Source organism: Microbacterium sp. Z12_35 (assembly GCF_058310475.1).
In genome coordinates this window covers 1,230,458-1,249,874 of record NZ_JBZEGJ010000001.1, presented here as the reverse complement: position 1 = coordinate 1,249,874, position 19,417 = coordinate 1,230,458, and the positions used below count along the sequence as shown (strand labels likewise).

General features: G+C 69.8%; 20 protein-coding genes. 15 read left to right on the top strand and 5 right to left on the bottom strand.

The genetic code is table 11. The features are described from left to right. The first annotated feature begins 75 nt into the window (after positions 1 to 75). Genes miaB through dapF form a run of 3 tightly spaced genes read left to right on the top strand, consistent with a single transcriptional unit; the run spans position 76 to position 3,411 of the window. The gene (gene miaB, locus AC4FS1_RS06215; protein ID WP_491153398.1) at positions 76 to 1,626 is read left to right on the top strand and encodes a tRNA (N6-isopentenyl adenosine(37)-C2)-methylthiotransferase MiaB; all 1,551 of its coding nucleotides are present in this window, start codon (positions 76 to 78) and stop codon (positions 1,624 to 1,626) included. Continuing rightward, positions 1,623 to 2,549, top strand: coding sequence for a tRNA (adenosine(37)-N6)-dimethylallyltransferase MiaA (miaA, locus tag AC4FS1_RS06210; RefSeq protein WP_491153396.1), 927 nt, complete (start codon positions 1,623 to 1,625; stop codon positions 2,547 to 2,549). The genes miaB and miaA overlap by 4 nt, the downstream gene beginning before the upstream one ends. Before the next feature lie 4 nt (positions 2,550 to 2,553). Beyond that, entirely contained in the window at positions 2,554 to 3,411 is an 858-nt protein-coding gene (gene dapF, locus AC4FS1_RS06205) for a diaminopimelate epimerase (RefSeq protein WP_491153394.1), read from the top strand. A gap of 16 nt (positions 3,412 to 3,427) precedes the next feature. On the opposite strand, the gene AC4FS1_RS06200 is transcribed toward dapF, so the two are convergent. After that, a complete protein-coding gene (locus AC4FS1_RS06200) occupies positions 3,428 to 4,069 on the bottom strand; it encodes a class I SAM-dependent methyltransferase (protein WP_491153393.1) in 642 nt (213 codons plus the stop codon). 101 nt (positions 4,070 to 4,170) lie between these two features. On the opposite strand from AC4FS1_RS06200, the gene hflX reads away from it, so the two are divergent. Then, positions 4,171 to 5,712: a GTPase HflX gene (gene hflX, locus AC4FS1_RS06195; protein WP_491153391.1), complete on the top strand. Its 1,542-nt coding sequence runs from the start codon at positions 4,171 to 4,173 to the stop codon at positions 5,710 to 5,712. Positions 5,713 to 5,779: 67 nt separating this feature from the next. Here the strand turns inward: hflX and AC4FS1_RS06190 are convergent, their stop codons facing one another. Both AC4FS1_RS06190 and AC4FS1_RS06185 read right to left on the bottom strand, forming a co-directional pair. Further along, on the bottom strand, positions 5,780 to 6,343 hold the full coding sequence (locus tag AC4FS1_RS06190; protein ID WP_491153390.1) for a hypothetical protein: 564 nt from the start codon (positions 6,341 to 6,343) through the stop codon (positions 5,780 to 5,782). 98 nt (positions 6,344 to 6,441) lie between these two features. Next, entirely contained in the window at positions 6,442 to 8,358 is a 1,917-nt protein-coding gene (locus AC4FS1_RS06185; protein WP_491153388.1) for a prolyl oligopeptidase family serine peptidase, read from the bottom strand. Between the two features lie 160 nt (positions 8,359 to 8,518). Between AC4FS1_RS06185 and AC4FS1_RS06180 the strand changes: the two genes are divergently transcribed. Together AC4FS1_RS06180 and metE are read left to right on the top strand one after the other, a co-directional pair. Then, entirely contained in the window at positions 8,519 to 9,469 is a 951-nt protein-coding gene (locus tag AC4FS1_RS06180) for a methylenetetrahydrofolate reductase (protein ID WP_491153386.1), read from the top strand. Continuing rightward, positions 9,466 to 11,793: a 5-methyltetrahydropteroyltriglutamate--homocysteine S-methyltransferase gene (metE, locus tag AC4FS1_RS06175; protein WP_491153384.1), complete on the top strand. Its 2,328-nt coding sequence runs from the start codon at positions 9,466 to 9,468 to the stop codon at positions 11,791 to 11,793. The genes AC4FS1_RS06180 and metE overlap by 4 nt, the downstream gene beginning before the upstream one ends. 111 nt (positions 11,794 to 11,904) lie before the next feature. Here the strand turns inward: metE and lexA are convergent, their stop codons facing one another. Further along, complete coding sequence (gene lexA / locus AC4FS1_RS06170) at positions 11,905 to 12,585, bottom strand: transcriptional repressor LexA (RefSeq protein ID WP_491153382.1); 681 nt, start codon at positions 12,583 to 12,585, stop codon at positions 11,905 to 11,907. A 253-nt stretch (positions 12,586 to 12,838) separates the two neighbouring features. On the opposite strand from lexA, the gene AC4FS1_RS06165 reads away from it, so the two are divergent. From AC4FS1_RS06165 to AC4FS1_RS06140, 6 genes are read left to right on the top strand one after another with little or no spacing between them, the layout of a single operon-like run. Then, the gene (locus AC4FS1_RS06165; protein WP_491153380.1) at positions 12,839 to 13,189 is read left to right on the top strand and encodes a LysM peptidoglycan-binding domain-containing protein; all 351 of its coding nucleotides are present in this window, start codon (positions 12,839 to 12,841) and stop codon (positions 13,187 to 13,189) included. 29 nt (positions 13,190 to 13,218) lie between these two features. Continuing rightward, positions 13,219 to 14,304 carry a histidinol-phosphate transaminase gene (locus AC4FS1_RS06160; RefSeq protein ID WP_491153377.1) on the top strand — a complete coding sequence of 362 codons (1,086 nt, stop codon included), beginning with the start codon at positions 13,219 to 13,221 and terminating at the stop codon, positions 14,302 to 14,304. After that, on the top strand, positions 14,301 to 14,915 hold the full coding sequence (hisB, locus tag AC4FS1_RS06155) for an imidazoleglycerol-phosphate dehydratase HisB (RefSeq protein ID WP_491153375.1): 615 nt from the start codon (positions 14,301 to 14,303) through the stop codon (positions 14,913 to 14,915). The genes AC4FS1_RS06160 and hisB overlap by 4 nt, the downstream gene beginning before the upstream one ends. Then, positions 14,912 to 15,562 (top strand): imidazole glycerol phosphate synthase subunit HisH, encoded by a 651-nt coding sequence (hisH, locus tag AC4FS1_RS06150; RefSeq protein WP_491153373.1) that lies wholly within the window; start codon positions 14,912 to 14,914, stop codon positions 15,560 to 15,562. Before hisB ends, hisH begins: the two co-directional genes overlap by 4 nt. 46 nt (positions 15,563 to 15,608) lie before the next feature. After that, positions 15,609 to 16,361, top strand: a complete 753-nt coding sequence (priA, locus tag AC4FS1_RS06145; RefSeq protein ID WP_491153371.1) for a bifunctional 1-(5-phosphoribosyl)-5-((5-phosphoribosylamino)methylideneamino)imidazole-4-carboxamide isomerase/phosphoribosylanthranilate isomerase PriA — start codon at positions 15,609 to 15,611, stop codon at positions 16,359 to 16,361. Next, a complete protein-coding gene (locus tag AC4FS1_RS06140; protein ID WP_491153370.1) occupies positions 16,339 to 17,103 on the top strand; it encodes an SseB family protein in 765 nt (254 codons plus the stop codon). The genes priA and AC4FS1_RS06140 overlap by 23 nt, the downstream gene beginning before the upstream one ends. 339 nt (positions 17,104 to 17,442) lie before the next feature. Here the strand turns inward: AC4FS1_RS06140 and AC4FS1_RS06135 are convergent, their stop codons facing one another. Continuing rightward, entirely contained in the window at positions 17,443 to 17,847 is a 405-nt protein-coding gene (locus AC4FS1_RS06135; protein WP_491153369.1) for a DUF1844 domain-containing protein, read from the bottom strand. 209 nt (positions 17,848 to 18,056) lie between these two features. Between AC4FS1_RS06135 and infC the strand changes: the two genes are divergently transcribed. Genes infC through rplT form a run of 3 tightly spaced genes read left to right on the top strand, consistent with a single transcriptional unit; the run spans position 18,057 to position 19,390 of the window. After that, positions 18,057 to 18,734 (top strand): translation initiation factor IF-3, encoded by a 678-nt coding sequence (infC, locus tag AC4FS1_RS06130; protein WP_491153367.1) that lies wholly within the window; start codon positions 18,057 to 18,059, stop codon positions 18,732 to 18,734. Positions 18,735 to 18,782: 48 nt separating this feature from the next. Then, positions 18,783 to 18,977, top strand: coding sequence for a 50S ribosomal protein L35 (gene rpmI / locus AC4FS1_RS06125; protein WP_491153365.1), 195 nt, complete (start codon positions 18,783 to 18,785; stop codon positions 18,975 to 18,977). Between the two features lie 29 nt (positions 18,978 to 19,006). Beyond that, complete coding sequence (gene rplT / locus AC4FS1_RS06120; protein WP_484509641.1) at positions 19,007 to 19,390, top strand: 50S ribosomal protein L20; 384 nt, start codon at positions 19,007 to 19,009, stop codon at positions 19,388 to 19,390. Positions 19,391 to 19,417 lie beyond the last annotated feature (27 nt).

Here is a 19,417-nt window from a genome sequence, read left to right as displayed (position 1 = left end):
CCCGCGACACGTCATGGGGAGACCGCCCACACCTTCGATCCCCGCGCCCGTCGCCGGAACCTAGAATGGGGCACCATGACCACCCTGTCCGCCGCCCCCACGCTGATCGCGCCGTCTCTTGCCGCGTACAGCCCCGACGGCCGTGCGCGCACCTACGAAGTGCGCACGTTCGGCTGCCAGATGAACGTGCACGACTCCGAGCGCCTGTCCGGCTCGCTGGAGAGCGCGGGGTACGTGCGCGCGGCGCTCGGGGAGGAGGCGGACGTCATCGTCATCAACACGTGCGCCGTGCGCGACAACGCGGCCGGCAAGCTGTACGGGACCCTCGGTCATCTGAAGTCCCGCAAGGACGCGCACGCCGGCATGCAGATCGCCGTCGGCGGCTGCATGGCGCAGATGGACAAGCAGGCCGTTCTCGACAAGGCACCGTGGGTGGACGTGGTGTTCGGCACCCACAACATGGGTTCTCTTCCCGGCCTCCTCGAACGCGCCCGTCACAACGGCGACGCAGAACTGGAGATCCTCGAGTCCCTCGAGATCTTCCCCTCGACCCTTCCCACGAAGCGCGACTCGGCGGCCAGCGGCTGGGTGTCGATCTCCGTCGGGTGCAACAACACCTGCACGTTCTGCATCGTCCCGAGCCTGCGAGGCAAGGAGAAGGATCGCCGGCCGGGCGACATCCTCAACGAGATCCGGATGCTCGTGGACGACGGAGCGATCGAGGTGACGCTGCTCGGGCAGAACGTCAACTCGTACGGCGTCGAATTCGGCGATCGAGAGGCGTTCGGCAAGCTGCTGCGGGCCGCGGGCGAGATCGACGGGCTCGAGCGGATCCGCTTCACGAGCCCCCACCCGGCAGCCTTCACCGACGACGTCATCGCCGCCATGGCCGAGACGCCCGCGGTCATGCCCTCGCTCCATATGCCGCTGCAGTCCGGCAGCGACCGCGTCCTCAGGGCCATGCGTCGCTCCTACCGGAGCGAGCGATTCCTCGGGATCCTCGATCGCGTTCGCGAGCGCATCCCGCAGGCCGCGATCACGACCGACATCATCGTGGGGTTTCCCGGTGAGACGGCCGCCGACTTCGAAGACACCCTCCGGGTCGTCGAAGCTTCGCGCTTTGCCAGCGCCTTCACCTTCCAGTACTCCATCCGCGAAGGGACACCGGCGGCGACAATGCCCGACCAGGTGCCCAAGCCCGTCGTCCAGGAGCGTTACGAACGCCTGCTCGCGCTCCAGGAGCGGATCGCCCTCGAGGAGAACCAGCGCCAGGTCGGCCGTGAGCTGCAGATCCTCGTCTCCACGGGCGAAGGCAAGAAGGATGCGGCGACCCGCCGCGTGACGGGACGCGCGGAGGACAACCGTCTGGTCCACGCCGAAGTGCCCGCTGGGTCGGGCGTGCCGCGGCCCGGCGACGTCGTGACCGCCGTGGTGACACACGCGGCACCCTTCCACCTGCTCGCGGACAGCCCCGACCACTCCCCGTTGCGCATCCGGCGAACGCGCGCCGGCGACGCGTGGGATCGGGCTCAAGGGGATTCCTGCGCGGTTCCCGCACCCGTCGGCGGAGCCGGCGGCGCACGGGCGGTGTCGCTCGGCCTCCCGGGCCTCCGCGTCGGGGTGTGAACGAGCGACGCCTCTGGGCCGTCGTCGGGGCGACGGGGACGGGTAAAACCGCCCTCTCGCTTGCCCTGGCCGAAGCGCTCGGCTCGTTCGGGCAGCCCGCCGAGATCGTCAACGCCGACGCCATGCAGCTGTACCGCGGCATGGACATCGGTACCGCCAAGCTGCCGGAGGACCAGCGTCGGGGTATCCCACATCATCTGCTGGACGTGCTCGAGGTGACGGACGAGGCCGCGGTGGCGTGGTACCAGGAAGCGGCACGCACCGCGGTGCGCAGCATCCATGCGCGGGGGGCGGACGCGATCCTCGTCGGTGGTTCGGGGCTGTACGTCTCCGCGGTCATCCACGACTTCCGATTTCCGCCCCGCGACGACGCGTTACGCGCGGGCCTGGAGGCTGAGCTGGCGGAACAGGGGCCGGGGGTGCTCTTCGCTCGGCTGCAGGCGGCAGACCCGGCGACGGCGGCGCGCGTGGACCCGCACAACGGCCGCCGCATCGTGCGGGCTCTCGAGGTGCTCGCGCAAGGCGAGTCCACGCACGGCGCGGCGCTGCCCGCACGGCCCGTGCTCTGGCATCCGCGCACCTCCGTCGTCGCGACGGCCATCGAGCGGTCGGAGCTGGTGCCCCTGCTGGACTCGCGCGTGCGCCGGATGTGGCAGGACGGCCTGGTCGACGAAGCCGACATGTTGCGGGCCAGCGGGCTGGAGCGCGGCGTGACGGCGCGCCGTGCCATCGGATACGCGCAGGCGCTCGCCCAGCTGCGGGGGGAGATGACACCCGAGGAAGCGGTCGAGGAGACCCAGGCTCTCACTCGGCGGTACGCGCGCCGTCAGGTGTCGTGGTTCCGCCGGTATGACGACGTCACCTGGGTGGATGCGCGCACCATCGACGCCGCAGACCTCGTGCGCGCCGCCACCGTAGACTGACGGCATGCCGATTTCGCTCCCGTTCACCAAGGGCCACGGCACCGGTAATGACTTCGTCCTGATCGCCGATCCCGACGGCGAGGTGGACCTCAGCGACGCGCAGGTGGCGGTGCTCTGCGACCGGCACTTCGGCATCGGCGCCGATGGGATGCTGCGTGTCGTCCGCTCGGCCTCCATCGCGGAGGGGTCCGATGCGGCCGCGGCCGGCGCGGAGTGGTTCATGGACTACCGCAATGCCGACGGGTCGAAGGCCGAGATGTGCGGCAACGGTACCCGTGTCTTCGCGAAGTACCTCTCCCAGACCGGGCTGGCGAGCCTCGACGGCGGGCTGCGCATCGGAACCCGCGCCGGCGTGAAGACACTCACCCGCAGTGAGGACGGCCTAGAGGTGGACCTGGGCCGCTTCCGGATCGAATCGGGGGACACTCTCGTTCGTGCACGAGGCCTGGATATCGCGCGCCCGGGCATCGGCATCGACGTGGGCAACCCGCACATCGTGGTCGCGCTGTCATCCGCCGCCGAGCTGGAGGGCCTCGATCTGACGTATCAGCCCGTGCTGGAGCCGTCACCGGCACGCGGGGCCAACGTCGAGTTCGTTGTGCCGTCCGATCCGCTGGTCCGCGACGGCGTGGGCGAGATCAGCATGCGGGTCTTCGAACGCGGAGTGGGCGAGACCCTCAGCTGCGGGACAGGCGTGGCCGCTGCCGCCCTCGCAGTTCGCCACTGGGCAGGTCAGGCGGCGCCCGATCGCTGGGTCGTCGACGTCCCGGGCGGGCGCCTCGGCGTCCGCGTGCACGAGGGTTCGGTGATGCTGTCCGGACCCGCATCCCTCGTCTATTCGGGCGAGATCACGCTCTCCTGACCCGCGCCCTGGGGTGTCACGGCAGCGTGATCGTCCCGGTCTCGGGCGTTCCGTGCCGGCGCACCTTGAGCACCCGGTAGCCGCGGGACGTCGCGGCGCGCTGCACCGTGAAGCCTCGCGGGAAGGTCGCGTCCAGCCACCGCTGCAGCGAGTCCGAACCGAGGTTCCGCTGCACGACCAGCCACGCGTCCGATCGGACGTCCAGGCGGGGGATCCAGTGCTCGAGCATGTGGTGCAGCTCGTTCTTGCCCACGCGGATCGGGGGATTGGAGCGGATGGTGCGGAAAACGACGTCCGAGGGAACATCCTCGGGGTGGGCCGCGTTGACGTTATTAAGCCCCAATTCCTCGGCATTGCGCCGCACGAGGTCCAAGGCCCGTTCATTGACGTCGACCGCCCACACCGTGGCGCGAGGCGCCTCCAGCGCCAGTGACAGCGCGATCGGGCCCCAGCCGCAGCCGAGATCGAGGAAGTGACCGCCGGCGGGCGGGGGAGGCGTGTGGGACAGCAACACCGCCGTACCGGCATCGAGCCGGTCGGGGCTGAAGATTCCCGCCGCCGTCGTGACCTCGCGGTCGTGCCCCGCCAAGGTCACGCGGATGCGACGGAACTGGGCGGAACTGGAAGGCGACGCGCTGAAATAGTGGTCGCTGCCCATGCCGGAAGCGTAGCGGAGACCGTCCCGATGGCGGGACAGTTAGAGTGCAGGGGTGCCCGACCGGGCGGTAACCGGCCGGTCAGGCATCGAGAAAGGATGATATGACGGACACCACCACACCCCGACACGGGCACCAGCTGCCCGTTTCGAGCACCGATGAGACCCGGGTCGACCCCGTGGATCGTGTGCTCGAGCGTGCCGAGGCTCGCTCCGGGGTCAGTGTGTTCGGGGCCGCTCAGGCCCTGCAGGACGAGACCACGGTGAGCTACGGCAACAGCGACGGCGAGCAGTGGGAACGCGAGGAACGCGCCGCGCTTCGCCGCGTCGTCGGGCTCTCCACCGAACTGGAAGACGTCACCGAGGTCGAGTACCGCCAGCTGCGGCTGGAGAACGTCGTTCTCGTGGGCGTTCACGCCCAGGGCGAGCAGGGGGACGCGGAGAACTCCCTGCGCGAACTCGCCGCGTTGGCGGAGACGGCCGGTGCCGTCGTGCTGGATGGCGTGCTGCAGCGGCGGCCGCATCCCGACCCCGCGACGTACGTCGGCCGCGGCAAGGCTCAGGAGCTTCGCGACATCGTCGCTGCCGTCGGCGCCGACACGGTCATCGCCGACACCGAGCTCGCCCCCAGCCAGCGCCGTGCGCTCGAAGATGTCGTGAAGGTCAAGGTCATCGACCGTACGACGGTCATCCTCGACATCTTCAGCCAGCATGCGAAGAGCCGCGAGGGCAAGGCGCAGGTCGAACTGGCCCAGCTCGAATACCTCCTACCGCGTCTGCGCGGCTGGGGTGACTCGATGAGCCGCCAGGCCGGTGGCCAGGTGGGTGCCGGCGGTGCCGGTATGGGCTCACGCGGTCCGGGTGAGACGAAGATCGAGCTCGATCGACGCCGCATCCGTACGCGCATGGCCCTGCTGCGCCGACAGATCCGCGACTTCGCGCCCGCCCGGGACGCCAAGCGCGCCGAGCGCAAGCGCAACGTCATTCCCGCCGTCGCGATCGCCGGATACACCAACGCGGGCAAGTCGAGTCTGCTGAACCGCCTCACCAGTGCGGGCGTGCTCGTGGAGAACGCGCTGTTCGCGACGCTGGATGCGACGGTGCGTCGGTCGGAGACCGTCGACGGCCGCGTGTACACCCTCACCGACACGGTCGGATTCGTCCGCAACCTGCCGCACCAGCTCGTCGAGGCGTTCCGCTCCACGCTCGAGGAGGTCGGCGACGCCGACGTCATCGTGCATGTCGTGGACGGGTCGCATCCCGACCCGGCGGCCCAGCTGGCGACGGTGCGGGATGTCATGGGGGATGTCGGCGCCCGTTCGACGCGCGAGATCGTCGTGTTCAACAAGGCGGATCTCCTCGATCCCGATACGCGAATGGTGCTGCGGGGCCTCGAGCCCAGCGCGCTGTTCGTCTCGTCGCGGACCGGCGAGGGGGTCGGCGAGCTGCGCGCGGCGATCGAGGAGGCGCTTCCGCTTCCCGCGGTCGAGGTGCGCGCGGTCGTGCCCTACGACCGGGGCGAGCTCATTTCGGCGGCCCACGACTCCGGGCTGATCCTGGCCGAGGAGCACCGTGCCGAAGGAACGTACCTGCACGCGCACGTGGGGGAGCGGCTCGCTGCCGAGCTGGCACCCTTCGCATCCTGACCCGCCACGTGCGTGAATCGGCTGCCACACCGAGGGGTGCGGCAGCCGATTCACACGCGTCGGGGACTTAGAAGGGCGTGGGGCCGTACCCCTCCGGCACGATGAGGATGCCGACGACGAGGCCGTCCTCGTTCACTGCCACGCGGCCGGTCATCTCCCCGGCCTCGCAGACCAGGGTGGTCGCGCCCACGACGGTGCCGACGACCTCGTCTTCTTCGGCAGCGATGGTGGCCCCGCCGGGCATCTCCACGCGCGTGTCGCGGAGGCTCTGCAGCGCACCCACCTCACCGAGCACCGTTCGCCACGTGTCGGCGATGCGCTCGCGCGGAAGCTCCTGCGCGGTGACCGGATGCATGATCTCGGTCAGCCTGCCGTAATCGCCGGTCGCGATGAGCGTGAACACGAGCTCCGTCGTGGTGCGGACCTCCGCCACGCCCCGCCGGGGGAGCGGTTCGCCGCCTACCGGATCCACCGGCTTCCCGAACCGCTTGAATGCTGCCTGCCTCGTCATTCCCAATTCCCTCCCGATATCGGCCCATGTCCGCCCCGCCGCCCGCGCCGCATCGACGGCGGACTCCAGTCGGCGGCGGGCATCCTGCACTGCTTGCTGTGCTGCCCGGATCTCATCCATGTCGATAGTCAACCAAAGGTTGACGCTGATGTCAACCGACCGTTGACACTCGGTGGGCAGCGGGGTCGGTGCCGCGGCGCGTCGGGCTCGACGGGGTGTCAGGTCGAGAGCGTGATCGGCGGGACCCCTGGCGTCTCGAAGCCGAAGATCTGGCCGAGGAACGCCAGCTCGCTCTCCAGGGCGTGCGCGATCGTCTCGCCACGGCGAAAACCGTGGCCCTCGCCCTCATAGAGCACATACGCGTGCGGGATCCCCTGGGCCGCAAGAGCATCACGGATCGCCTCCGCCTGCGACGGCGGGACCACCGCATCCTCGGCCCCCTGCAGAATCAGGATCGGCACGCGGAATCGCTCGGGGCGGCTCAGCGGGGACCGCTCGCGGTAGAGGGCCTCGGCCTCCGGCAGCGGACCGATGAGTCCGTCCAGGTAGCGCGCCTCGAAGTCGTGCGTGTCCTCTGCCAGCGTCCGCGCGTCGCCGACGGCATACCGCGCGATTCCCGCCGCGAACACATCCGTGCCCACGAGCGCCGCCAGCACCGTCCAGCCACCGGCCGACCCGCCGTCGATCGCCAGGCGCTCGCCGTCCGCGTCGCCGCCGGCCACGAGTCCCTCCGCGGCGGCAGCCACATCGTCCACGTCGACGATGCCCCACTGCCCCTTCAGCCGATCACGGTAGATCCGCCCGTAGCCGGTGGACCCGCCGTAGTTGACGTCCAGCACGCCGATCCCGCGACTGGTGAAGTAGGCGATCTTCGCGGATGCTGCCGGCCCGACGTGTGAGGTCGGGCCGCCGTGGACGAGGACGATGCAGGGCGGCAGCTCGCCCTCCACGCCGGTGTAGTGGGGGTTCGTCGGCGGATAGGAGAAGGCGTGCACAGGGCCGTGCGGCCCCTCCGCCGTGAGGCTCCGCGGGCGCGGCATCCAGTCCTCCGGGAGAACCGGCGTGCCACCGGCCACGAGGACGGCCTCCTCCGCGTCGACATCCATCATCCACAGCCCACCCTGCTGATGCGGGCTGCTGCCCGAGACCAGCACCCTTCGGCCGTGGGCGTCCTCCACGAGGGCGCCTGATGTGACCGGCACCGGCAGCGTGCGCTCGTTTCCGTCCGTCAGAAGCACCAGCTGGTCGGCACCGTCGGTGCGCACCGCGACGAAGCCGCCGTCGATGGGCGCGAACCACCGGGAACCCAGCACCCAGAGTGCGCCGCCGGTGTCGGCATCGGCGGGGGCGATCGGATGCGGCGTGCCGCCGACCCGCGTGCCCCACAGGTTCCACCTGCCGGACGCGTCGTCGAGGAACGCGAGTTCGTCCCGTCCTGTCCATTCCGGTTGCAGCGGCGCGCGGTCCGCGCCGCCGGCGACAACAGCCCACGTGTCGATCCGGCCGTCCTGCAGTTCGCCGACACGGAGCTCCGTGCGATCCCACGGCATGTCCGGGTGATTCCACGCGATCCAGGCGAGTCGCGTCGCATCCGGGGAGAGTGCCGGCTGCGCCACGAAATCGCTGCCGGCCACAATGCTCTGCACGGCCGCCGAGTTCGCGGCCGCGGAACCGTCCAGGGGAATCACGACGATGTCGCGTTGCGGCGTGCGCCCGGTCCCGTCCGTCTCGCGCACGGCCAGCAGCATCCCTGCCTGAACGCGCAAGCCGCCGAACCGCACGCCGTCGGCGCGGGGGGTCAGGCCTCGCGGTTGCCCGCCCGGCCGGAGTGCCCACACGCGCTGATCGCTCTTCTCGACGTAGACGAGCTCGGCGTCGTCGGTCGCTGCCCATGCGCCTCCGCCATACTCGTGCACCCGGGAACGCGCGTTCCCCGGCGCCGGCAGGACGTCGCTCACGGTGCCATCCGCCGACCGCCGTCGCACCGTCGTCCGGCCGCCCTCTTCAGGAACCGTCTGCCCCCACCACACCTCATCACCGACGAACCGCGCGCCGTCGATCCGCGGCGACGCCGCCGCCACATCGCGCGCGGAGAGGGGAGATGGCCAAGAGCCGTGGGGGAGGGGAGCAGGCATGCCGTCAGCCTAGATCGGCGAAACAGTCCGACACACCGCACCCCTCGGGAAGGGGCCGGCGGTACCGTCGAACCGCACGACCGCCCCGCCCCTGACGTCGCGTGCGCAAACCGCCGTAGGTGCTGCGCGCAGCACCCCGTTCCTCCGCCGAGAGCCCCAGATGTCCGACGATCTGCGCACCAACGTGCCGTTCTCCTTCGAGCTGTACCCGCCTCGCTCGGCGACCTCGGAGCCGGCGCTCCACGAAACGATCGCGCGTCTGGCGCGGACCGGGCCCCAGTTCATCTCCGTGACGTACGGCGCGGGTGGATCCACCGGCGGGCGCTCGCTCGACGTGCTCCGCCACATCCGGCGCACGACCGACGTCGAGCCGCTCGCGCACCTCACCTGTATCGGCAACAGCTACACCGGCGCAGCCGCACTCATCCGTGAATTCCTGGACGCGGGGATCACGAGCTTCCTGGCGCTCCGTGGCGACCCGCCGGAGGGGGTGGCCGAAGACGAGGTGGAACTCGGCGACCTTGAGAGCTCAGCGCAGTTGGTGCAACTCATCGACAGGGTGCAGGCCGAGCGTGCGCCCTACACCGAGTTCGGCATCCCCGGGCTTCCCGGGGCCGCCCGGGTGGACCGTCGCCCCCGCGTGCAGATCGCGGTCGCAGCGTTCCCCACGGGGCATCCGCGTTCGCGGCATCCTCGTCAGCACATCGATGCCCTGCTGGCGAAACAGGCCGCGGGAGCGACCCTCGCGATCACGCAGCTCTTCTTCCACGCCGACCACTACCTGGGGTTCGTCGCGCGCGCCCGCGACGCCGGCGTGACCATCCCGATCCTGCCCGGCATCATGCCGATCACCTCGCCGGCACGTCTGCGGCGCGTGCTCGAGCTCACCGGCGAGGATCTGCCGTCCGAGCTCGCCATCGCCCTCGAGGTGGAGCCCACGTCCGAGGGTCGCACCCGCATCGGAATCGATTACGCCGCACGTCTGGTCGCCGACGTGGTGGACGGCGGCGCGCCTGGCGTCCACCTCTACGCCTTCAACCACCACGACACGGTGCTCGCGGTCCTCCGCGAGGCCGGTGTCCTCACACCGCACAAGGAGACCGCGAGATGACCGCATTCCCCACCGGAACGATCCTCGGATACCCCCGCATCGGACGCCGGCGCGAGCTCAAGCGCGCCGTGGAGGCGCACTGGGCGGGCGCGCTCGACGAGGCGGAGCTCGAGGCCGCAGCGGCGGCGCTGCGTCGCGCGACGCGGGGCCGCCTGGCCGCCCTGGGGCTCGGCCGGAACGACTCCGCCATCCCTGAGTCGTTCTCGTATTACGACCAGGTGCTCGACGCCGCTGTCACCGTCGGCGCGGTCCCCGCGCGCTTCGCTGACCTGCGCGAGGCCGACGGCACCGTTCCCCTCGCGGGGTACTTCACTGCGGCGCGGGGCGCGGGGGAGCATCCCCCCTTGGAGATGACGAAGTGGTTCGACACGAACTACCACTACCTCGTGCCCGAGATCTCGCCCGACACCGTCTTCCGCCTCTCCAGTGACCGGTATGCGCGCCTGGTGGCCGAGGCGCGCGCCGACGGCTACACGACGCGGCCGGTGATCGTCGGCCCCGTGACATTCCTCGCCCTCGCAAAACCCGCCGACGGGGCGCCGGACGGCTTCCGGCCGCTCGACCGCCTCGACGACCTGCTTCCCGTGTACGCGGAACTCCTCGCAACACTCCGCGCGGCCGGCGCGGAGTGGGTGCAGCTGGATGAGCCGGCGCTGGTGAGCGAGAGCCTCCCGGAGGATGCGGCGTCCCTCGCCGCGGCGGCGGAGCGGGCGTACGCGGCGTTGGGCGGAGCATCCGACCGCCCTGCGATCCTCGTCGCAGCCCCCTACGCGCAGCTCTCCGAGCAGGCGTGGGCGGCGCTGGCCGCAGCCCCCGTCGAGGCGATCGCGGTCGATCTCACCCGGGGAGCCGTCCCGCCGGTCGTCGACGGGCTGGGCGGCAAGACGCTGGTGGGCGGCGTCATCGACGGACGCAACGTCTGGCGAGGTGATCTCGGAGCAGCGCACACCCGCCTCGCCGAGCTCGCCGCCCTCGGCTCCGCCGCTGTGGCGGCCGGGACCTCCACGTCGCTGCAGCACGTTCCGCACGATGTCGAGGACGAGCCGGACCTCGACCCCCGCCTCGCGACATGGCTGGCGTTCGCCGACCAGAAGATCGGTCAGGTGGCGACTCTGGCGCGGGGTCTTGAGGACGGCCCCGACGCGATCGCGGATGAGGTGGCCGCCGCATCCGCCGCTCTCGCCGATCGCCGGAATGCGCCCGGAGTCCGCGACGGCGACGTGCGCGCCCGCGCCCAGGCGCTGACCGATGCCGACTTCTCTCGCGGCGAGTACGGGGTGCGCGAGGTGGCACAGCGGGAGGCGCTCGGGCTGCCCGTGCTTCCGACCACCACCATCGGATCGTTTCCCCAGACCGGTGACATCCGCCGCGCCCGTGCACGCTTCGCCCGCGGGGAGATCGACACGGATGCGTACGAGGGGTTCCTCCGCGAGGAGATCGCCCGCGTCGTTGCGCTGCAGGAGGAGCTCGGACTCGACGTGCTGGTGCACGGCGAGCCCGAGCGGAACGACATGGTGCAGTACTTCGCCGAGAATCTCGGCGGGTTCGCGGTGACCCGTCACGGGTGGGTGCAGTCGTACGGATCACGCGCCACCCGACCGTCGATCCTGTGGGGCGACGTCTCGCGCCCGGCACCGATCACGGTGCGCTGGTCGACGCATGCGCAGTCACTGACCCAACTGCCGGTCAAGGGGATGCTGACAGGACCGGTGACGATCCTGGCGTGGTCGTTCGTCCGCGACGACCAGCCGCTGGGGGAGACGGCGAATCAGGTCGCCCTTGCCCTCCGCGACGAGATCTCCGACCTTGAGCGTGCGGGGATCGGGGTCATCCAGGTCGACGAGCCCGCCCTCCGCGAACTCCTGCCGCTCAAGCGCGCGGACCAGCCGGCGTACCTCGACTGGTCGGTGGGGTCGTTCCGCCTGGCCACGGCCGGCGCAGCCGACGCGACGCAGGTGCACACGCACCTGTGTTATTCGGAGTTCGCGGTGGTCATCGATGCGATCGCCGCCTTGGATGCGGACGTGACCTCGATCGAGGCTGCGCGGAGCCGCGGCGAAGTGATCGGCGACATCCGCACCTCCGGGTTCGCCCACGGCATCGGCCCGGGCGTGTACGACATCCATTCACCGCGTGTGCCTTCGGTCGCCGAGGTCGCGGAGCTGCTCGACCGCGCCGTCGATGATCTGCCGCTGCGGCAGGTGTGGGTGAACCCGGACTGCGGTTTGAAGACGCGCGGCTACGACGAGACGGTGGCGTCCCTCCGCAACATCATCGAGGCCACGCGCCGGACGCGCGCGCGTGTGGCCGCCCCCGTCGCCTGACCCCCACGGACGCCACCGAGAAACGACATCCCGGCCGAGACGTAACGCAACGCGTTGTTTCTCGGCCGGGATGTCGTTTCTCGCGCGGATGCGGAGGGGGCGGCGGCGGGGTTAGACGGCGCGCAGCACCGCCACGACGCGGCCCAGAACGACCGCCTCGTCGCCGAGGATCGGCTCGAAGGCGGAGTTGCGCGGGAGCAGCCAGGTGTGGCCGTCGCGGCGGCGGAAGGTCTTGACCGTGGCCTCGCCGTCGAGCATCGCCGCGACGATCTCGCCGTTCTCCGCAGTGGCCTGTGAGCGGATGACGACCCAATCGCCGTCGCAGATCGCAGCGTCGATCATCGACTCGCCCGACACCTTCAGCATGAAGAGGTCGCCCTTGCCCACGAGCTGGCGGGGGAGCGGGAAGATCTCCTCGACGTGCTGATCGGCGGTGATCGGCACACCGGCCGCGATGCGGCCCACCAGCGGCACGAGCGCGGCGTCGCCGACCGACGGGCCGGCGTCGGCCGGATTCTCCGCCGCCGTGCCCGGCAGATCGATCAGCACCTCCATGGCCCGGGTCTTGCCGGGGTCGCGACGGAGGTATCCGCTCAGCTCCAGCTGGTTGAGCTGGTGCGTGACGCTGGAGAGCGACTTGAGCCCGACGGCGTCGCCGATCTCGCGCATGCTCGGCGGGTAGCCGTGCCGGGCGATGGATCTCTGGATGACTTCGAGGATCGCGAGCTGCTTGTCGCTGAGGCTCTTGCGTCGGCGCGTCTGCGGCTTCTCTCGAGCGGTCGCGTCGGTCATTCTCCTGCTCCCTCCCGGGCCCGCCATGGCACCGGTCTTCGAATGTCGGAGGTCCGTGATGGTCTTCCGTTGTCGAAACCGTATCCGGTATCGGGCTTCGGATGTCGCTGCGCTCCGCGTGTCGCCTCCGATCCATGTCCGATCAGGCGTTGGTTGACACGCGAAGTATATCGAAGATAGATTCGGAAGACAGGTTCGCATCTTGCCCTCCCGGCCGAGTGCTGGATGCGAACCTTCCCCCAAAGGAGGAGCCATGGCCACCATCGCGAGCGTCGCCCCCACCACCCGCCTGCGCCTCACCGCGCGTGGTCGCCGTGTGCTGGCGTCCCTGGCCGCACTTCCCGCCGTGCTGGCGATCACGTGGGCCGCCCTCGCCGGCGGGTCCGCCCTCGCCTCGGGTGACGGGGGAGCGCCGGCAGGGACGTTCACCGAGATCACGGTGATGTCTGGGGAGTCGCTGTGGTCCATCGCCCAGGACGTCGCCCCCGATGCCGACACGCGTGACGTCGTCGACGCGATCTCGCGGCTGAACATGCTGGACTCCTCGACGGTGTCGGCCGGCCAGCGCCTGGCGATCCCTACAGAGTTCGCCGCCACCCCGTAGCCCGATCAGCTCGCCGTAGCATGGGGAGAATGACGATCCGGTTGGACGACCTCCCGCTACGCGACGATTTGCGCGGATTGGTGCCGTACGGTGCCCCCCAGGCCGCGCTGCCGATCGCCTTGAACGTCAACGAGAACACACATCCCGTGCCGCAAGAAGTGGCCGATGACATCCTCGACTCGATCGCCCGAGCGCTGCGGGACGTGAACCGGTACCCCGACCGGGAGTTCACGGCTCTTCGTGAGGCGTTCGCGGAGTACCTCGGCCACGGACTCACCCCCGATCAGATCTGGGCGGGCAACGGATCCAACGAGGTGCTGCAGCACATCCTGCAGGCCTTCGCCGGTCCCGGCCGCACGGCGTTCAGCTTCGCGCCGACGTACTCGATGTATCCCCTCCTGACCCGGGGCACCGGAGCGCGGTGGGTGGCGGGCGAACGGGCGCACGACTTCACGCTCTCACCGGAATCCGCGGCCGCGCAGGTCGCGCAGGTTCAGCCGGATGTCGTGTTCCTCTGCGCGCCCAACAACCCCACCGGAACGCCGATGGGGTTGGACGTCATCTCCGCCGTGTATGACGCCACCGACGGCATCGTGATCGTGGATGAGGCCTACCACGAGTTCGCGCCGCGGGACGAGCGTTCGGCGCTCACCCTTCTCCCGGGTCGCGAACGGCTGGTGGTCTCGCGCACGATGAGCAAGGCGTTCGCGTTCGCCGGCGCCCGGGTCGGTTACCTGGCGGCGGATCCGGCCTTCGTGGACGCCCTGCGGCTCGTGCGCTTGCCCTACCACCTCAGCGCCCTCACGCAAGCGGCGGCGGTGACCGCCCTGGGGCATGCCTCCACGATGCTCGGCATGGTCGAGGACATCATCAGCCAGCGCGATCGCATCGGGGCCACCCTCTCGGCGTTGGGCTACACGCCCTACGAGTCGTCGACGAACTTCGTCCTTTTCGGCGGGGTGGATGACCCTGCTGCCACGTGGAAGGCGCTTTATGACCGCGGTGTCCTCATCCGCGACGTCGGTATCCCGCACTCGCTGCGCGTGACTGCCGGGACGGAGGAGGAGTCCACCTCGTTCCTCGATGCCCTGGCCTCGATAGGATCGAAGGTATGACCGGAACTGGCGCGCCCCGCACCGCGACCCTGCGACGTGCCACGAGCGAGTCCTCCGTGGAGATCGAACTCGACCTCGACGGCTCGGGGCGCAGCTCCATCTCGACGAGTGTGCCTTTCTACGACCACCTCCTGACGGCGTTCGCCAAGCACGCCCTGATCGATCTCACGGTGCGCGCGACCGGCGACACGCACATCGACGCGCACCACACCGTGGAGGACGTGGCCATCGTGCTCGGTGACGCGATCCGTGACGCCCTCGGCGACAAGTCGGGCATCACCCGGTTCGGCGACGCCCTCGTGCCGCTCGATGAGGCGCTCGTGCAGGCTGTCGTCGACATCAGCGGCCGGCCCTACCTCGTGCACGTCGGTGAACCGGCCGGCTTCGAATTCCACCTCATCGGCGGGCACTTCACCGGTTCGCTCGTGCGGCACACGTTCGAGGCGATCGCGTTCCACGCCGGCTTGACCGTACACATCCGCGTGCTCGAGGGCCGCGACGCGCACCACATCGCCGAGGCCGAGTACAAGGCATTCGCGCGTGCGTTCCGGCAGGCGAAGTCGCTCGATCCGATGGTCGACGGCATCCCCAGCACCAAGGGCGCTCTGTGAGCGATAAGCCGCTCGTCGCCGTCCTGGACTACGGCTCGGGCAACATCCACTCCGCTGTGAAGGCTCTCGCTGCGGCCGGAGCCGATGCGCGCCTGACGAAGGACGCCGGACTCATCCGCGACGCCGACGGTCTGGTCGTCCCCGGAGTCGGGGCCTTCCACGCCGTCATGGAGGCACTGCGGGAGAGCCGCGGTGACGAGCTCATCGAGCGCCGTCTGGCCGGTGGCCGTCCGGTTCTGGGAATCTGCGTGGGTATGCAGGTGCTCTTCGGCCGTGGGGTGGAACGCGGGGTCGATACGGAGGGGCTCGGGCAGTGGCCGGGAGTGGTCACCGAACTGGATGCTCCGGTGCTGCCGCACATGGGGTGGAACACCGTCGAGGCGGGCAAAGGCTCGCGCCTGTTCGCCGGTCTCGAGTCCGAGCGGTTCTATTTCGTGCACTCCTTCGCGGCGCAGCAGTGGAATCTGGAAGTTCTGCCGCCGTTCCCCTCACCGGCCCTCACCTGGTGCACGTACGGCACGCCGTTCCTCGCGGCGGTGGAGAACGGTCCGCTCGCAGCGACGCAATTCCACCCCGAGAAATCGGGCGAGGCCGGTATCAAGCTGCTGTCCAATTGGATCGGCGGCCTCGGCGGGGCTACTCTCTGAGCTTGTGCCCAGCCCCGGCGCCCGCCGTCCGTTCGCACGAGGAGCCATGAACGATTTCGCGTCAAGTCCCGAGCTGATCCTGCTGCCCGCCGTCGACATCGCCGGCGGAAAGGCGGTACGGCTGACCCAGGGGGAGGCCGGAAGCGAGACGTCCTACGGCGACCCGGTTGAAGCCGCCGGTGAGTGGGCCCGGCAGGGCGCGCGATGGATCCACCTCGTCGACCTGGATGCAGCGTTCGGCCGCGGGAGCAACGGCGGGATACTCCGCAAGGTCATCAAGCAGGTGCGCGGCGTGCAGGTCGAGCTGTCCGGCGGCATCCGCGACGACCGTTCGCTCGAGACGGCTTTGGAGAGCGGTGCCGCGCGGATCAACCTCGGCACCGCCGCCCTGGAGAACCCGGAGTGGGCGGCGGATGTCATCAGCCGCTACGGCGATGTCATCGCGGTGGGCCTGGACGTCCGGGGGACGACCCTGGCTGCGCGTGGATGGACGCGGGATGGCGGCGACCTGTGGACCGTGCTCGACCGGCTGGAGAACGCCGGCTGCAGCCGCTACGTCGTCACCGATGTCACCAAGGACGGCACACTACGCGGACCGAACCTGGAGCTCCTGCGCGAGATGACCTCGCGGACCCCCAAGCCGATCGTGGCATCCGGGGGAGTGTCGAGCCTCGACGACATCGTCGCTCTGCGGGAACTCGTCCCCCTCGGCGTCGAGGGCGCGATCATAGGCAAGGCGCTGTATGCGGGGGCCTTCACGCTGGCCGAGGCGCTGGATGTCGCCGGACTCCGGCGCTGACTCCGCGGGCGTGCCCTGGGAGGGCCGCCATTTCGAGGCGAACCCGCACTCCGGCGACGACGGATCGGCAGACCCCGCGCTCCTCGCGGCCTTGCAGGGTTTCCGGGCCGGAGACGCCGACGCGGTGGCCGTGGTCGAGGCCTACCGGCACGCGCGCCTCCTGATCCCGCTCATCGCAGAGAAGGGCGACGAGGGGGTCGGACCCACCGGGTTGACCGTGGACAAGACCCAGGAGCTGTCGATCGTGACCGTCGGCGCGCCCGACGGTCGCAAGGTGCTCCCGGTCTTCACCTCGGTCGACGCGATGGGGCGGTGGGATGCGGCGGCACGCCCCGTCCCCGCCGAGGGAGTGCGTACGGCCCTCGCCGCAGCATCCGACGACACCGACCTGATCGTGATCGATCCGGGGTCCGAGACGGAGTTCGTGCTCCGTCGCCCCGCGGTGTGGGCGATCGGTCAGGGTATCCCGTGGGAACCGAGCCACCTGTCCGCGGACGTCTTCACCGGGCTGCAGCAGAGCATTTCGGGGGAGCTGGCGGTGCTCGACCTCGCGGTCGAGCCGGGCGATCCGTCCGCACAGTTGCGTGGTCCCGACCTCATCGTGCACCTCCAGCTCATGCACGGCCTGGACCAGGAGGAACTGGACGCGGTGCTCGCGCGGGTCGCCCGCCGCTGGGCGGCCGATGACCGCATCGCCGTGCTCGTGGATTCTCTGACGGTCAAGCTCCACCGTTCCGCGTAGCCGCTCCCTACCCGTAGCCGCTCACGCACCCGCAGCCGCTCACGGAAATCGAGGAGATCTCGCGGATCGAGGACCCCTTGGGCTCGATCGATCCTCGATTTCGGTGATCTCCTCGTTTTCCGGGGCACGTCACGTCGCCTCGCCCGCTGAGCCTCGCTCGCGACCAAGCGGCGACGTGGGCGAGCGGGCCCGGAAAATTTCCGAACGCGACCCGGAAATCGAGGACATCTCGCGGATCGAGGACCCCTTGGGCTCGATCGATCCTCGATTTCCGTGATGCCCTCGTTTTCCGGGGCACGGAGCCCGAAGCGAGGACCGGAGCGACGGGCCCAGCCCGGGTCAGGTGACGGGTCCCGTCCACTTCTCGCCCGGCCCCTTGCCGATCGGATCGGGGATGACGGAGGCCTCACGGAAGGCGAGCTGTACGGAGCGAAGTCCGTCGCGCAGCGAGCGGGCGTGCATGTCGCTGATCTCCGGCGCGCCCGCGGTGATGAGGCCGGCGAGAGCGTTGATGATCTTGCGGGCCTCGTCCAGGTCGGTCTGGGTTTCCGGGTCATCCGCCAGGCCGACCTTCACGGCGGCGGCGCTCAGCAGGTGCACCGCGGTGGTGGTGATGACCTCGACGGCCGGCACGTCAGCGATGTCGCGGGACGCGGATGAGGAGGCCCGCTCCTGTTCTTCCCAGCGAGCGAGACGCTCGACGTGCGGGTCGGGGATGGGGTCGCTGCCGGGGATCGAGGTCACGTGCTTCTCTCTGGTAGACTTGTGCGGGCTCCGGAGCGTTCTGCTTCGGACGTAAGAGGATTCCATCCCACCCGTTCGCCGTTCCAGGCTACCGGGTCCACGCACTCCGCCCCGCTCGTCGGGGTTGTTCGGGTGCGAGAAGCCGGCGCTGAAAGCGTCGAGCCGGGTGGCGTGCATTCCTCTTCCGCTCCCGCCGCATCCGCGGCGTGGTGGCTGACTACCCAGAAGAGGAGTTCCGTATCAGCGATCCCCGCACCAACGACCGCATTCGCGTCCCCGAGGTCCGCCTCGTCGGTCCCGCGGGTGAGCAGGTCGGCGTCGTCCGCATCGAGGTGGCGCTGCGCCTGGCCCAAGAGGCCGACCTCGATCTCGTCGAGGTAGCCCCGAACTCGAAGCCGCCCGTGGTCAAGATCATGGACTACGGCAAGTTCAAGTACGAGGCTGCGCAGAAGGCCAAGGAAGCGCGTCGCAACCAGGCGAACACCGTCCTCAAGGAGGTCCGGTTCCGTCTGAAGATCGAGGCACACGACTACATAACCAAACTGAAGCGCGCCGAGGGCTTCCTGCAGGCCGGCGACAAGGTCAAAGCCATGATCTTGTTCCGCGGCCGCGAGCAGTCCCGTCCCGAGCAGGGCGTCCGTCTGCTGCGCAAGTTCGCCGAAGACGTCGCGGAGTTCGGCACGGTCGAATCCAGCCCGACGATCGACGGGCGCAACATGGTGATGGTCGTGGCGCCGCACAAGAACAAGTCCGAGGCCAAGGCCGAGCAGAACGCTCAGCGCACCGCCAACAGGGAAGCCGCGCGTGCGGCCGCCCGTGGCGACGGGCACCCCGACGACGAGGACACGGCCGAAGAGGCTCGGCCCACCCAGGCCTCGGCCGAATAGGCCCCCACCACTCCCCGCCCGGGCGGGAACCACAACGAAGGAAGAGACATGCCGAAGCAGAAGACCCACTCGGGTGCCAAGAAGCGTTTCAAGGTCACCGGCAGCGGAAAGATCATGAAGCAGCAGGCGAACCTCCGCCACAACCTCGAGGGCAAGGCCACCAAGCGCACCCGCCGCCTGTCGCAGGACCAGGTCCTCGCCAAGGGTGACGCCAAGGTCGCCAAGAAGCTCCTCGGCATCTGAGCGCCGACGCACGTTAGGAAATAGAAGAAATGGCTAGAGTCAAGCGGGCCGTCAACGCCCACAAGAAGCGTCGCGTCATCCTCGAGCGCGCATCCGGTTACCGCGGGCAGCGTTCGCGCCTGTACCGCAAGGCGAAGGAGCAGGTCACCCACTCCCTCGTCTACGCCTACCGTGACCGGCGCAAGCGCAAGGGCGACTTCCGCCGCCTCTGGATCCAGCGCATCAACGCGGCTGCCCGTGCGAACGGCATCACGTACAACCGCTTCATCCAGGGCCTCGGCCTGGCGGGTGTGCAGGTCGACCGTCGCATGCTGGCGGAGCTCGCGGTGAACGAGCCGGCGACGTTCGCCTCGCTCGTCGCGACCGCGAAGAACGCCCTGCCCGGCGACGTCAACGCCGCGAAGACCGCGTAATCGCCGCTTCCACGATCGTGGGGCGCC